The sequence below is a fragment of the Riemerella columbipharyngis genome (genome assembly GCF_900101995.1).
GTDB classification, from domain to species: Bacteria; Bacteroidota; Bacteroidia; order Flavobacteriales; family Weeksellaceae; genus Riemerella; species Riemerella columbipharyngis.
In genome coordinates, this window is record NZ_FNAS01000013.1 from 57179 (window position 1) to 71249 (window position 14071).

A 14071-nucleotide genomic window follows, 5' to 3' on the forward strand; every position below is an offset into this window, starting at 1 on the left:
ATTATAGAAAACATCAAGGTATTAATAACAAAAAACAATAGAATTGTTTAATTTTAAACACACCCTAATCAACTTAAATCTGCTTACCCTGATCCAACATTTTGAGATAGTCCCCCTCTTAATCCCACTCTATTAAACGATTTACAATGGAAAATATAGAGTTTTTATAATACTTTTGAGAGTATTATAAAAAGAAAATCTTATTTTTGTACCTTAAAGCTACTCAAATGTTAGACAAAATAGATGAATACCTGAAAGAAGTTTCTCAGTTTCATTCGGAAACGCTTTCTGAAATAGAGGAATTTAGAATATCATACAATGGTAAAAAGGGGATTTTGAACTCCATTTTTGAAGAGTTCAAAAAAGTACCGAATGACCAAAAGAAGGCATTCGGACAAAAAATAAACACTTTGAAACAAGCCGTAAATGCAAAGCTGGAAGAATTAAAAAGTGGGATATCTATGGATAGCACTACGGAAAAACAGGATTTAAGCCGCCCTGGTTACCCTTTGGAATTGGGAAGTAGACACCCCATCAACTTAGTGAAAAACAAGATTATTGATATTTTTAAATCTATTGGTTTTGCTGTAGCAGACGGTCCGGAAATAGAAGATGATTGGCACAATTTTACCGCACTGAACCTTCCAGAACACCACCCAGCAAGGGATATGCAAGACACTTTTTTTATTGAACAAAATCCTGATATTTTGCTTAGAACCCACACCTCTTCGGTACAGATTAGATACATGGAAAAGCACCAGCCTCCCATCAGAATATTAGCTCCCGGAAGGGTTTTCCGAAACGAGGCTGTGTCTGCCCGTGCCCACTGTATCTTCCATCAAATAGAAGGACTTTATATTGATAAAAATGTAAGCTTTGCAGATTTGAAACAAACTTTGCAATTCTTCACTACAGAACTTTTCGGAAAATCTAAAATCAGAATGCGACCATCTTATTTTCCTTTTACAGAGCCGAGTGCAGAGGTAGATGTTTACTGGGGACTAAACTCTGAAACAGATTATAGGATAACGAAAGGTACCGGCTGGCTCGAGATTATGGGCTGTGGTATGATAGACCCCGCAGTACTAAAAAATGTAAACATAAACCCAGATGAATACAACGGCTACGCCTTTGGAATGGGAATAGAGCGCATTGTAATGTTGCTCTACCAAATGAGTGATATTCGTATGTTCTTCGAGAATGATATCCGTATGCTGGAACAATTCAAAACTCTATAATTTTTTTCAATCATAATACAAAATACCTCACAAAAAGCCATTGAGGTATTTTTTTTGAATTAACTTGATTTAAGATAATAAGGGGTTCAATAACTTTTTAAACTATTATTAATCAATAAAAAAATAAGAGTATTGTCCATTTAAGAATTTTTGAGACGAAATTTAGAGAGACTTTAACTCTGTTTTATATTGAAGATGATATTATCGGTGTTTCCGACTTGATTAAGGGGAAAATATTTCATAAAATTAAGGTAAACTTATTGCAGAAGAATGTGAGAAAGATTTATCTACCGGAAAAGACGAAATAGAACTTGACAAAAGTTATTTTAGGGCTAAACGTGTTTGTAGAAAAACAGCTATTAGATTAGTAAAATAAGCTGTCTTTTTTATACTACATACAAGAAACTATCCAATAGAGGATAGCTTTTTTACTAAATATCTATTGGTTTTGCTATTAAGCACATTAAAATTAACATATTGATTAAAAACATATTATATATTTTTTAATAAAAAAAAGAGTAAAAAATTTGTCATTATAACAAAAAAGACTAAATTTGCACCACTAAAATCTTAGACCCATGGTGTAATTGGCAACACAGCAGATTTTGGTTCTGTTATTCGGGGTTCGAGTCCCTGTGGGTCTACAAAAATCTCTGAAAAAGAGTAAAACTCCGAAAAAAACGACTTATAAAATGATGCTTAAGAGGATTTTTTGTAAGTCGTTTTTTGTTTTTTGCCACTAACACTGCCACAATTCATTCTTATTGGTGGCAATTTTCAAAGAACGCTTCATCTATAAATATTTGAAGTATGTTTGAAAAATTTTATCCAGAGAGCAACTCACAAAAAGTAGGTGCGAAAATATTTTCTCCTATGAATGTGAACTTTAATCTAAAAAATTACATCAATAAAGATGGTAAATCTCAAATTCTACTCGTTGTAACATCTGAAGGGAAAAGAAAAAGAGTTCCTTTAGATATTTATATTAAACCAACTGATTGGGATAAAAATAAACAACGAGCTAAAAAGAGTGAGGATAGTGAAACCATAAATCTTTTATTAGATCAAATATTCTCTAAAATATCAGATATACGGATTCATTATCGATTATCCAAAATACCATTATCCTTAGATAAGCTGATAGAGGAATTCAAAAACAAAACTCCCGATTATGATTTCATTGCTTTTATGAAACATCATTTAGGGAAAATGATACTAAGACCAAACTCATTCAAAAAACACATTAGTGAAATCAAAAAATTAGAAGAGTATAGAGCCTATATTCCTTTTCATGAAATCAATATGTCCTTTATAGATAGTTATAAAGGATATTTAGCAAATACAAAAAACAATGCACCAACGACAATAGCATCATCCATAAAAATCATCACCAAATTTTTAAGGATAGCCAGAAAATATGGTATTTTTCTAAATTTGAATGTAGATGATATTAAACCTGGAAGCACAAAAGGGAATAGGGTCAATTTGAATATCGAGGAAGTTAACCGGCTAAAAGCATACTATTTTAGCCAATTTATAAAGCCCAATCATAAGCTGACACTCGGATACTTCTTGTTTTCTTGCTATTCTTCATTGAGGATATCTGATATACAAAAGCTCAATCGCCAAGATGTAGAAAGTGATACTCTTACTTATGTAAGCACTAAAACAAATAATATCCATACTGTGATCATTACCAAAACAGCTAAAGAAATAGTAGAACATAATCCTGAGCTATTTGTAACCAAAATAAGTGATCAGAAAATGAATAAGGCTCTAAAAGAGATTGCTAATATATGTAGCATAAAAAAGAAAGTTCATTTTCATGTTGCAAGGCATAGCTTTGCCACCAATTTTTTGAGAAAAGGTGGCAAAATAGAAGACTTACAGGTTATAATGGATCACAGCGATATCCAAACTACAATGGTATATGTTCATATCATAAAATCCGAGAGTATAAAAAGTATGTACTTGATGGACGATTAAAAAGTCTCGGTTTCGATTTCTACCAGATAGAGCGTATCTGATAGAGATTTCTTTGTCCAGCTTTTTATCCAATGCTTTTTATTGTAACACGAGATTTCCGAGCGGATATTATACTTACGGATTTTATTTTTGGGTACGACAAACTTCCATTTGTAGCTGAAATTTGTCAAACGGTTTTTATACCAACCCACCAAATTCTGAGCAAGAGACTCGTCCATAAGTCCCTCAGGATTTGAGGCGTTATTATCCCCATTTTTTAATCCATCATAATACACCAGCATCAGAGCGTTTTCGCTATATGCCTTGGCGGTATATACCCCTCGGAAATATGTCATCGGCAAACAAAATACATTTATGTTAATCTCTGTAGCATCAGACGGTACATTTTTATAATTCATATGATAGCCTTGGTCGTCGATGAAAATATTTTGTGTTTGGATATCTTCTACATCCGGAAATTTCAGATTGAAAAACGATTTGTCATTAAATTTCCTGATAGGATCTGGCACTTCAAATTCCTCGAATGGAACTGTCGGCATAGTTTTATCCACCTTGATAATATTCATTACAGCTCTATTTCCAATAAACTCAAGGTCGTAATTCCTAAGGTTTTTAATCGTGTTTACCAGATCTCCGAAAGTCATATCCGGTACTGCCTTTTTCAGGTTGATTTTATTTTCATTAAAAACATAAATAATAGGTACTCCTGAATCTGTGTGCTGCCTCATAGGATTGATGTAAATCTGTGCAATACCTATGCTCTTCCCGTTTTGGTCTTCTTGATTGGGAACACCGTACTCCGAACACTCTATGAGTATTTCTGCTCCTTTTAAGGCTTGGGCTTCGGACACCGAGAAAACCTTCTCGATATGGTAATTATTATTCCGCAAACTTTCTTCGGCCAAGTTTTGTAAGTCTATAATTTGGGGAGATGATATCTTTATTTTGCCTTCATATTTTTGGCCGTTGTAGTTTAAGTTAGAATCAATGATAAGGCGGTATCTCCCCGGTGCTCCTATCCGGATTTGCTTTTTCCATTTACCACCTTGCTCCGGTGCAGAACTATTTTCAGCAGCATAATCCGTACTCATACCCGTTTCGTAGAAATCCTCTTGATAGATAGCGGCTTTATGCTCTTTTTGTTCTGCATCTATATAATAATGAGTACCACTCCAGATGCACCTTTGTTTAAGATAAGGGTCATCCAATATTTCTCCCGAAAGCCTAAAGCCGGCATCCATAAATCCAACTTGAAGAACATACAGTAAATAAGGCATAGGATGGATGATATTTTTATTGTAAACATCCATTCCGTTTTCCACTCTGTTGCGTGGAAATACCTTTTCTCCGGTAGTTGATTCCAGATTATTCCTGTTATTAATGAAAGAATCAAAATACTTCCACGCTTCGTCATCGAGGTTGTATTCATCGGTGTATAGGCGTGGAAAGTTATATTCTGTATCCGGATATTTTTTGGTAACTATTTTATTGGCATGCTCGTAGATATCTGTTACTTCTATCTCCAAAAGCGGCAAATCCGATAGCTTTTTGTCAAAGTTCGGTAGATTCTCAAATCCGGAATCAATCTGCAATTTCAGATTATTGTTCCTAAACTCCATGATCTCCAGCTTCCCTTTTCTGATTTTACCTTCGAACAAATGAATGCCCTCGTGGTAGCGTTTTAACCCTGTATTTGTGTGTGAAGAATACTGCCCAAACTTTGATAGGAAATCACGGTCGTACTGCACCGATATAGGCAGTGTGTAGTTCGTCCAGAACGAATCCTTAAATCTGGGATTTTCTTCCACAAACACAAATCCGGATTTGTCCAATGGTATTTCTACTCCTGTATTCGTTATAAATTTATCTTTCATCGGTTTTGATATTAAATTCTAAATCGATATTGAACTTACTGCTGTTAGTATCATAGATTTCGTTTTTTTTAGAGATGGGCTTGGCTGTGATGATCTCGTCTTCATCTTCGTTTGGTCTCCTTATCACTATGAAACATAGTCTTGACTTTATAATAGCATTAATCAGTTCGATTTCTTCTCTGAGTATCCATCCGGTATTGATGATGATATTCTCGGTTTCCAAGCTGCCAAACTTCGTCTTGTTCGAGTCATCGAAGATATGCGTAAAACTGAACTTCTTCTGAAACGAATTTGGGCAGGAAAACCAGTCCAAAACCAAATTTTGATTTTCAAAAAATATATGGATAACACCATTCCCCGTGTCCGGAAAAGGAATAAGCTCCACGCCCGCCAAGTCTGCTGGCTGCTCATTAAAATTATCCGAATAAAGCCAAATCTTATTCACTTGGAACTTCCCTTTCTCCAGCATCCCCTCTCCGTAGTTGGATAGGTTGTAAACCGCTTTTATATCGTTGTTTGGTCGGATACAGTCGTGGGCAAAAGATACGGTACTGCCCGGATAATATCGGCGTATCGGAAAATCCGTGAATACAGGAAAGCACTTAGGCGTTTTGCCCGGAGCAAAGAATATATTATTGAGCCTATTTTCCGAAATAAGATTGTCATCTGCATCATATTCTTGAATTAAAAATGACACTGGAGAAAGGTCATATTGATATTGCCCATCTTGCTGATAATAGTCTTTTATTCTAATGAAAAAATCTTGTACATCTTCTCCTGGACGGTATTCTATACTATCCGAAATAAACGGGTATACATACTCCTGTGTTTCCAAATGCTCTTCTCCATATCCCTTGAAATACATATTTGCCGTAATCTTTGCATAAGCAGAAAAACTCTTTGTCTTTGGAATAATGATTTTCTCTCCGTCCAAAGTAAAATAATAAGCCTTATTGGTAAAATCGGATTGCAGACCTGGTATTACTTGCAAACTGACACTTACTTTTTTATTAACATTCCCAGCCGTTACGATGATATCTCCGGAATAGTTCCCAACATTGAGCGAAGCAGAAGATTTTGTATTAAAGGTTAAAAAATTATCGTTTATCTGTACATTTTCCAAAAAGCTCGGGCTTGCAGTGATGCTCAAATTTAGATTATTAGGATTGTTTATCGTTACTGTACCTGTTTGGATATCCACTACATCGGATTTGCTTATCTGAAAATCAAAATTCTTCGGAGTAAGATTAAAATCATTACTATCATCTATTACCTCTAAGTTTATTGTAACAATTTTATTTATATGATGGCCTTCGAACCATTTCCTCCTTGTTTTAAAAATCCAAGCTTTGGAATAACTCCCCACTTCTAAATTGATACCTTCTGGTATGAGAGTTACCAATAATCTCTTTGGGTCAAGAGCTTCTTCCTTTATGAAAGACAGATTAAAAGGTGGGTCGGCATACGGTATAAAATCTTGGCTCCGAAGATTATAAATTGTAATAACCTTCTCTCCTTCTAATGCTTCGGAGGATTTATTATACCTAATATTGTAAACATCTTTGTCGGTATAAGCACCGGTAGAGATTCCATATCCTCCTGAACCCCCTCCGTCTCCTTCTACAGTAAGTGAAATATCAATAGCAGGACTGTTTTCGATAAAATGCAAATCTCCATGCTCATCTACACCATAAGCGTTCACCACTACAGTGGCTTGATGAATGCCCCTGTCCAAAGCATCTAAATTCTGAAATACAAGATGTACCCGAGATGACTCCAAATTATCTGGCGTAAAGATATCCCCCGTAAGATTGCCGGCACTCAAACGAAGCCAATTCTCTCCAGTAGGTAACGAAGCTGATATCTTATATCTTACTTTGGTATACCTCGTATGTTCCCACTCGCTAAGTTCCGGAAAGGTAATATCCGTGAAAGCCTCAGGAACATCACCACCTTTTGTATATTTTGGTCTAAATGACTGAGGGTTTACACTCCATTCTCTAATAGGGACTTTTACATCGTAACATATTTCACGTGGACCAACAAAAATTTGGTCTATTATAAAGCATTTTCGTTCTACTTTGAATCTTGTAGCCATATCGTAAAGTTTTTAGTTAATATTTTTCCTTGCATTTCTTTGTTCTATTTTTTCAAATTCTTTTATCGTTCTTTTCAGCCGCCGCCCATTTTCTGCATCTTCTACCATATAAGCATCCACGCCGTTTTCATTGAGCTGGGTAAGCAAATTTTTTACATCCGTCATTACACCTATCATTTGAAGATAAGTGCTGTCGTCGGTAGTGGTTCTGTTAGTCTCTTTTTGTGGCTCTGTATATCCGCCTTCGGCATAGCCTTTTACCTTCGTCCTTCCGGTTCTTATGCTTTCCATCCAAGATACTGTGTCGGCTACCATCGGAATTTGGAGCATCCATTTCGGCGTTACATACTCTCCCTCGTGGACAATACCTGCTGGACGATGACCCGTAGCATCTGCCGCTCCAATTCCATTGCCGGTATATCCGCCCTGGGCAAAAGATGGTTTCTCAGGAAGTGGCTGCGCTGCGATAGTGCCTATTTGCACAGCACCTAATGCCCCTACAATACCAGCTAACACAAAGTTTGCTGGTGTCCACGGCTTATTTCCTAATGCGCCTATCACGGCAGTAGCCGTTCCGGATATAGCACTCATAATATCCGCCGCTTTTTGGGCTTTAGCTTCTTTATATGATATCTCCGCTTTTTTATTGGCGCTTTGAACTTCCAACTCTTGCAGGCGTTTGTGATATTGCTCCTGATTGATTTTCCCCTCATTTAACAATTTTAATAGTGCCTTTTTCTTCTTGTCCTGATTTTTAGTGAAGCTATGCATCTCCCTTTGGTTGATTGCCGCTTGTAATTTTCCGAACATACTTGCCGCATTGGCCATTGCCTGCATAGCTGCTACGGCTGCTTTTATTTTTCCCTCTGTGGTATCCAAATTATCAAACAAATCTTGCCAATCAGCTGCTGAAAAACCTAAGATGTCAATACCTTTCAGCTGTTCCTGCCTCTCATTATCTACTTTCGCTTGGTCTTGTTCTTTACCACCTTGTATAGCGGACTTAATTTTAACGATACGGATATTCAGCTGATTCAAATCTTCTTTAAGTTTTTTAGCCGCTGGGCCTGTCATTTTGGATAATTCCTCTGTGAGTATTTCCCTTTGAGCTTCCAGAGATTTAAGCTGTGCATCCAGCATCTTGCGATCCGCTTCTTCTCTCAATGCCCTTTTTGCATCTTCCAAAGTCCGGATACCTTCCAGCTCCGTATCGGTAAGTGTTAGATATTCTAACTTAGATAGTTTTGCTTTGGCTTCTGCCATTGTCTTGATATTTGAGATTTCTTCTTCGTCTGCCGCCCGCTCTTTTTCTATCCTTACATTCTCAGATTTTACAAAATCCTCTATATCCTTCATCGCCCATTTTTCTCGGATTTGCGCCATCTTGTATTGATGGGTTTGCTCGGATTGCTCTACCAGCTTATCATGAGTTTGCAGTACATCCATTTCTCTTTCGAGGGCTTTTTCAAACACAGACTTAGCCTGTGGGGTTTTGGCTTGTTTAATCTTTTCTTGTAACGAATATATATTTTGATAGATTTTATCGGACTGCTCCCTTAGAGATTGGAACTCTTTGGCTCTGGAGGCTTCTTGCATTTTAAGCTCTTTTTCCAAAGAATCCTCTTGTATTTTCAGCTTTTCTTCTTCTAATCGTTCTTCCAATTTCTCACTATCATTATTATACTGCTGTTGGAGGTTTAGAGCTTCTTGATACTCTTTTTGTTTGTCGTCTTTATCCTTGATTGGCTTGGCTTTTTTACCTGATTTTCCACCTCCTTTTCCACTTTTCCCGGACACATCTACACCCTGCATTTTTTTTATTTGCTTATCTATTTCGTCTATCTGCTTTTTTATGGCTTCTCTTTGTTCTTGGGAAATGGCTTGGTTGAATTGTTGTTGCAAGACTTGTTTCTTTTTGTTAAGCCCTGCTATGGTTTTCAGCTCGATGGCTTCCTGCTGTTGTGATTGTTCTTTGTATAGCGTTTGGTTGGCAGAAAAGGCATCTTTAATTTCCTGAAAGGAGTCTGTAAATACCCCCACAAAACTATTCTTTGCCCCAGAAAATGCCTCCTTGGTATGCTTAAAACCATTATCAAATATATGAGTCAAATTATTCCACGCTTTTTTTGTATCGCTTACATTGAAATGAACCAAACCATCTAAAACTTCCAATAAGGCATAAGCCGCATGAGCCACATCTTTAATATCGGATACTATTCCGGTAAAAATCCCTTTCATCCCTTTAGCAGCTGCTCCCATAGCTTTTGGGACAAGCAATACCTGTACTTTTATGTTAGTAAGAGCTGCAATGATATAGCCTACCCCTTTGTAAAAGTAGGTCTTGATTTTAGTCCAAGCCAGTTCTACAGTATGCTCAAACCTCAATAAAGCATCCGATTTTAGAGCATCGTCTTTCGCTTTTCCAAGCTCTATATTTGCTTCTGTAAGTTCTATTGTTTCTTTCTGGAGCTCCGTCAAATCAGAGTATTGGTCTTTGTGGGCCTCTCCTATCAGCCTCAATTCTTCTTCGTAAGCTCCAGCATTAGCCGCCATTTTACCAAACAAATCCTTACCCAACGCAGCTTCCTGAGATATTGTGATATTGTTTTTCTTCCCCTGTTCGTCTATTTTGGCAAGAGCTTCCACTGTAGTAATACTACCGCTCTGAACTTCTTTCAGAAGCCCCTCTGTGAAATCCTTTCCAAAAGCCTCTATCATTGCTTTATTATCATCCATAGACATCTGAAGCCTTACAGACGCTTTCTCTATTGCTCCATAGATTTGAGTAGGATCTATGGCTGTACCTTGCAGGGCTTTGGTAAGATTGAGGACTTCGTTTAGGTTGATACCTATTTGCCGTGCCTTAGATGCTCCTAAATCCAATTTCCGTAAGAAATTATCGACATTGTCCGTAGTGCCTATTCCTTTGATGATGGCATCTATTGCACCCAGCTGGCTGGTAAGTCCGGAAGAAGACAGCGTGTCCACCGTGTCTATAATCCGCTCAAAGCTCACACCGAATTGTTCGGACACCGCCATAATTTTTACACGAAGCTCGTCAGCGGCACTCCCCAAATCTCCAAACTTGTTTTCAATGAGCTTCTTGTATTTGTAAATTTCATTATTATAGTCAAAAAATTGCTTTGCCAATAGGGCCATTGCACTGATGGCAGCCCCTATCCACCCTACGATAGGAATAGAAGATATAGCCGCCCAACTCTCTATGGCAAAAACCTTGATGACGCCCCCCAGAGCCTTGAATGAAAGCCCTCCTTTGCCCAACAGATCCGTAGTCTTGGAAAACATTCCGCCAAAGCCTTGGAATTTACTCATTGCACCATCTAATGCCTTGCCCAATATTCCAAACTTACTCCCCAAGAAATCCATTTGAGTTCCGGATTCCTGCATCTTCTTATTTGTTCCCTTTATCTCGGCTTGTACTTCCGCAAATCGGGCTTTTACTTTTTTCAGTTCTTCGGATTTCTTTACAAATTCTTCTGAGCCAACAGGGAGCTTTTTCAAATCTCTTTCGAGCTGGCTTGCGGCTCTCCGAAGTCCGTTAAATGTTTCTTCTACTTGTTTTCCATTGATGGTAAGGATGCCTTTGGTCGTTATCTGCGTTGCCATTCTTCTCTATTTTTGAGGCAAAAAACGAAAGACCAGAGCTAAAAAAAAAGGACAAAAAAATCACTCCTTTTCTATAAAATTTTTGAGAGATACCATTATCTCTTTACCTCTTATTTTAGTAATATTTTCCATAACAAAAGGGACTACCTTGGATCGAGAAATGGCTTTATCGATATAATCTTTAGCCGGAAGATTATAATTGTGATATCGAAAATCATAAGTGGTTGTCCGTGGCTTATGCCTTGTCCTGCTTCCGGAACCACGGATACCGCTTACTCCGTAGTGCTGTATAAATCCATAAGCCGGCATTTTTATTACCAACTTGTTCATATAGTACTTGAGCATATTGTTTGGAGCTTTACCTACTTTGTAATCTCCTACAGCTTCAGCATTAGAAATTTTCTTGCCGCTGTTCTCGTAGTGTTCTTTGAACCCAAGTGTTTTTATTTTATCTTGAAGTACTATCGTCAGTAGCATTCCTGCCATTTTAGCAACTTCTTTTTCATTCTTAAATTCCATACCACAAAGCAAAAAAAAAACGCCATCAGAAAAAAGGACAGAACTGCAGTCGGCAAACTAAAAAACCCCACCTATATGGCGGGGCTTATGAAGTAAATATTGCTAAGTCTGCTGACTGTAGAGAACCCAGAGGAAAACCTCTATTTCGTCTCCGTTTTCATCTTGGGCTAAGCCTTTCTCTATTTGAAATCCTGCATCTTTTAGGACTTCATAGACATCGTGCTCCCCTATCGGTTGATGAGGAATCACGCCTCGGAACATTGCCAAGAGTTTAGCCGTAGATGCAAATATTCTATTTTCTTCTTCCCCTATTGGCCTGTAATACCGGTGCAAAAGCTCCAGCATTTCTTTTTTATAATCTTCCATAGCATTATTTTAGAAAGTTAATGAGTTTCTCTGTTTTGTCAGGATGATTTTTAAGAATAAAACTCAGTTTGAGATAGCTTTTTAATACATCTTTAAGAAGCATTGTTTCTTTCTCGTTAAAAAAGCCTATAATATCCACCATTTCCATTATATCAAATATCTTTTCCTGTATGGAGGCATTATCAAAAAAATCTAATTGAGTAGATAGCCAGCTGGATAGCTTTACCTCAAAAGAGATATTGGTAGTTTCATTTGTTTCCATTACGCATCATATTTTAGGTTGTACATCCTTATCATATTGTGATAAGCCGCTTCAAACGATGCTCCATAGGCAAAGGCAGAACGCCCTGTAATCTTAGAACGGAACTCTACTTTGTAAGCTCCGGTTTCTATCCTCTGGGCAAACAGGTGGCCTTGCTTCTCCTTTACAAAGGTAAAGGCTTTTCTTGGATAAGACTTGATGAAAGATTGAACTTTTTCGGTTCTTCTTTTTAGTAAGAACCTTTTCCATCTACTGGTTGGCATCTCGCTACTATACTTCACGATTGATGCAGTGCTGTGATTGTTGTACATAATATATAAAATTAAAAATTGTATTTCCCAGATACAAAATACCCCCGTTAGGAGGTGTACAACAATCATTTGGGAATGATCTGTGTGGCTTCTCAACCACACCCTCCTTCGGGGGTTATATCACGATAAAAATATAATCTTAGGGATTAGTCCCAGATGAATGTTGTACACTGCAAAGATATAACAAAAAAAATAATCCACCAAAAATCTGGTGGATTATTTTTGACAGGAAATAAATGTAATTCTTAAAATAGTTTATTCATAGGTTGTTCTTGCATTGTGCTTAACAATATTTCTTCATCAAAATGATTTTCTATTTTTTTATATTTAATAAAATTTGCTCTATCTCTATGATACAAAATAAAATCTTCCTCTAAAATAATGTAAACATCTGCTGTTAATTTATTCTTTTTTTCGTCCTCCAAAGTTTGTTTTTGATTAATCCTTTTTATAAAAAACAAAAAGGCATTGCTGTAAATTCCATTTAAGGCATTGTCATAATCTTCTCTGCTGGAAATAAATGTTGTGAAATTATTTTTTTCTTCTTTCCAAGAATCATCTACACAAATACTATGTAGCTCCCCTAACAGATAAGGAATGTTTTTGTTTTCAATATTATCCGAAGTATAGACAAATGTATTGGAAAAGAAATTCATTTTTACTTTATATAAAAATTTCATCCTGAATAGTTCTAATGCATCTCTATTTAGATATAGTGGTTTAGGAAAGTTTTTTTGTTTAGCCATTATTTATAATTTGAAAAGTTCAATAAACTTAGATTCATCAATAGTTTCTATTCCCAATTCTTTTATTTTCTCCATTTTTTTTGGTCCGGCATTTTCACCTACAATGACATAATCTGTTTTTCTGGATATGGAAACATTTACATCAGCTCCTACATCGTGTAGAAGTTTAGCCATTTCTTCTCTAAATGGAAATTTCTCAAATGTTCCGGTAATCACTACTTTTTTTGAATAGAAAAAATGAGAAGTATCTGTTACTTCCTTCATCGTTTTTAGTTCAGAGGGTATTTTTTTCATGTTTTGCATCATCAAAATATCTTCATAATCTATTCCTTGTACATAACCAGAGTGTGATTTTCTTTTTTCTGTTTTTTCAGATGGCAGGTTACCTAATAATTTTAGGGCAAACTTTATCCCTTGATTAGCAAAGAATGGTGCATATCTTCGGAATAATTCATTATCGGAATCTTCATTTAATAAACATATCCAGTACATTCCTAAAACAGAAATATAATATTCAGTAAAGCTTTTATTAAAAGCTTTTTTCATTCCGTTACTTTTTGAAAAAAGTTTGATTTTATAAATATAGTACTCAATATCCTCAATAGAAACATTGAAAACGGAAGCTGCATCCTCTTTTGTAAATACTCTATACTCGGTATTTCTTACTTCCTCATAATGGGCTAATTTGTAGATTTCTTCGAAATCTTCGTCACGAAAATAATCAAACATTTGTATAAAATTTTTCCTCGCTGTAAAGATAAAAAAAATAAAAAGCCCCACCAAAATGGCGGGACAGAGTGTTAAATAGATAATTTATAGACAAACCTTATCCAAATCCTTCCAGTCGTCGGGGTTTACTTTCAGCCGCTGTGGGTTCTTGAGCTGGAAAGATACTTCCACCCCAAAAATACCCACGCCCTCCAGCTCTACCGGACGAATCTCCACCGAATTTTTGATGAAAGAATTGTATAGGATATGCTCCGTATTATTGCTATCCAAGCGCATACGCCCCACTACTTTGAGGGCTAACTTTTCGGCGTTATC

The 14071-nt window shown here is 36.5% G+C and carries 12 protein-coding genes and 1 tRNA gene; 3 read left to right on the plus strand and 10 right to left on the minus strand.

Features of this window, described 5'->3' with window-relative positions; genetic code table 11:
• Window positions 1-227: 227 nt before the first annotated feature.
• The 3 genes from pheS (at window position 228) to BLS89_RS07635 (ending at window position 3224) form a co-directional block, all read left to right on the plus strand.
• Window positions 228-1238 carry a phenylalanine--tRNA ligase subunit alpha gene (gene pheS / locus BLS89_RS07625; protein WP_092737171.1) on the plus strand — a complete coding sequence of 337 codons (1011 nt, stop codon included), beginning with the start codon at window positions 228-230 and terminating at the stop codon, window positions 1236-1238.
• Between the two features lie 572 nt (window positions 1239-1810).
• Window positions 1811-1882 (plus strand) — tRNA-Gln (locus BLS89_RS07630).
• Between the two features lie 166 nt (window positions 1883-2048).
• Window positions 2049-3224, plus strand: coding sequence for a site-specific integrase (locus tag BLS89_RS07635; RefSeq protein ID WP_092737173.1), 1176 nt, complete (start codon window positions 2049-2051; stop codon window positions 3222-3224).
• On the opposite strand, the gene BLS89_RS07640 is transcribed toward BLS89_RS07635, so the two are convergent.
• The 10 genes from BLS89_RS07640 to BLS89_RS10660 all read right to left on the minus strand — a co-directional run.
• The gene (locus tag BLS89_RS07640; RefSeq protein ID WP_092737175.1) at window positions 3221-5098 is read right to left on the minus strand and encodes a hypothetical protein; all 1878 of its coding nucleotides are present in this window, start codon (window positions 5096-5098) and stop codon (window positions 3221-3223) included. The genes BLS89_RS07635 and BLS89_RS07640 overlap by 4 nt on opposite strands.
• Complete coding sequence (locus BLS89_RS07645) at window positions 5088-7196, minus strand: hypothetical protein (RefSeq protein ID WP_092737177.1); 2109 nt, start codon at window positions 7194-7196, stop codon at window positions 5088-5090. The genes BLS89_RS07640 and BLS89_RS07645 overlap by 11 nt, the downstream gene beginning before the upstream one ends.
• A gap of 12 nt (window positions 7197-7208) precedes the next feature.
• A complete protein-coding gene (locus tag BLS89_RS07650; protein ID WP_092737179.1) occupies window positions 7209-10823 on the minus strand; it encodes a coiled-coil domain-containing protein in 3615 nt (1204 codons plus the stop codon).
• A gap of 60 nt (window positions 10824-10883) precedes the next feature.
• Entirely contained in the window at window positions 10884-11342 is a 459-nt protein-coding gene (locus BLS89_RS07655; RefSeq protein WP_092737181.1) for a hypothetical protein, read from the minus strand.
• Window positions 11343-11444: 102 nt separating this feature from the next.
• Entirely contained in the window at window positions 11445-11708 is a 264-nt protein-coding gene (locus BLS89_RS07660) for a hypothetical protein (RefSeq protein WP_092737183.1), read from the minus strand.
• Between the two features lie 4 nt (window positions 11709-11712).
• The gene (locus BLS89_RS07665; RefSeq protein ID WP_092737185.1) at window positions 11713-11970 is read right to left on the minus strand and encodes a hypothetical protein; all 258 of its coding nucleotides are present in this window, start codon (window positions 11968-11970) and stop codon (window positions 11713-11715) included.
• Window positions 11970-12281 carry a hypothetical protein gene (locus tag BLS89_RS07670; protein ID WP_092737187.1) on the minus strand — a complete coding sequence of 104 codons (312 nt, stop codon included), beginning with the start codon at window positions 12279-12281 and terminating at the stop codon, window positions 11970-11972. The genes BLS89_RS07665 and BLS89_RS07670 overlap by 1 nt, the downstream gene beginning before the upstream one ends.
• Before the next feature lie 245 nt (window positions 12282-12526).
• Window positions 12527-13027, minus strand: a complete 501-nt coding sequence (locus BLS89_RS07675; protein ID WP_092737189.1) for a hypothetical protein — start codon at window positions 13025-13027, stop codon at window positions 12527-12529.
• 3 nt (window positions 13028-13030) lie between these two features.
• Window positions 13031-13756 (minus strand): BRCT domain-containing protein, encoded by a 726-nt coding sequence (locus tag BLS89_RS07680; RefSeq protein ID WP_092737191.1) that lies wholly within the window; start codon window positions 13754-13756, stop codon window positions 13031-13033.
• Between the two features lie 84 nt (window positions 13757-13840).
• Window positions 13841-14071, minus strand: a 231-nt coding sequence (locus BLS89_RS10660) for a hypothetical protein (protein ID WP_176763273.1), incomplete at its 5' end; no start/stop codon positions are given.

Excerpts from the sequence above, each read along its gene's own strand:
- BLS89_RS07640 (WP_092737175.1), bottom strand. The coding sequence starts at position 5,098 with ATGAAAGATAAATTTATAACGAATACAGGAGTAGAAATACCATTGGAC.
- BLS89_RS07680 (WP_092737191.1), bottom strand. The coding sequence starts at position 13,756 with ATGTTTGATTATTTTCGTGACGAAGATTTCGAAGAAATCTACAAATTA.
- BLS89_RS07635 (WP_092737173.1), top strand. The coding sequence starts at position 2,049 with ATGTTTGAAAAATTTTATCCAGAGAGCAACTCACAAAAAGTAGGTGCG.
- BLS89_RS07660 (WP_092737183.1), bottom strand. The coding sequence starts at position 11,708 with ATGGAAGATTATAAAAAAGAAATGCTGGAGCTTTTGCACCGGTATTAC.
- BLS89_RS07645 (WP_092737177.1), bottom strand. The coding sequence starts at position 7,196 with ATGGCTACAAGATTCAAAGTAGAACGAAAATGCTTTATAATAGACCAA.
- pheS (WP_092737171.1), top strand. The coding sequence starts at position 228 with ATGTTAGACAAAATAGATGAATACCTGAAAGAAGTTTCTCAGTTTCAT.
- BLS89_RS07655 (WP_092737181.1), bottom strand. The coding sequence starts at position 11,342 with ATGGAATTTAAGAATGAAAAAGAAGTTGCTAAAATGGCAGGAATGCTA.
- BLS89_RS07665 (WP_092737185.1), bottom strand. The coding sequence starts at position 11,970 with ATGGAAACAAATGAAACTACCAATATCTCTTTTGAGGTAAAGCTATCC.
- BLS89_RS07675 (WP_092737189.1), bottom strand. The coding sequence starts at position 13,027 with ATGGCTAAACAAAAAAACTTTCCTAAACCACTATATCTAAATAGAGAT.
- BLS89_RS07670 (WP_092737187.1), bottom strand. The coding sequence starts at position 12,281 with ATGTACAACAATCACAGCACTGCATCAATCGTGAAGTATAGTAGCGAG.
- BLS89_RS07650 (WP_092737179.1), bottom strand. The coding sequence starts at position 10,823 with ATGGCAACGCAGATAACGACCAAAGGCATCCTTACCATCAATGGAAAA.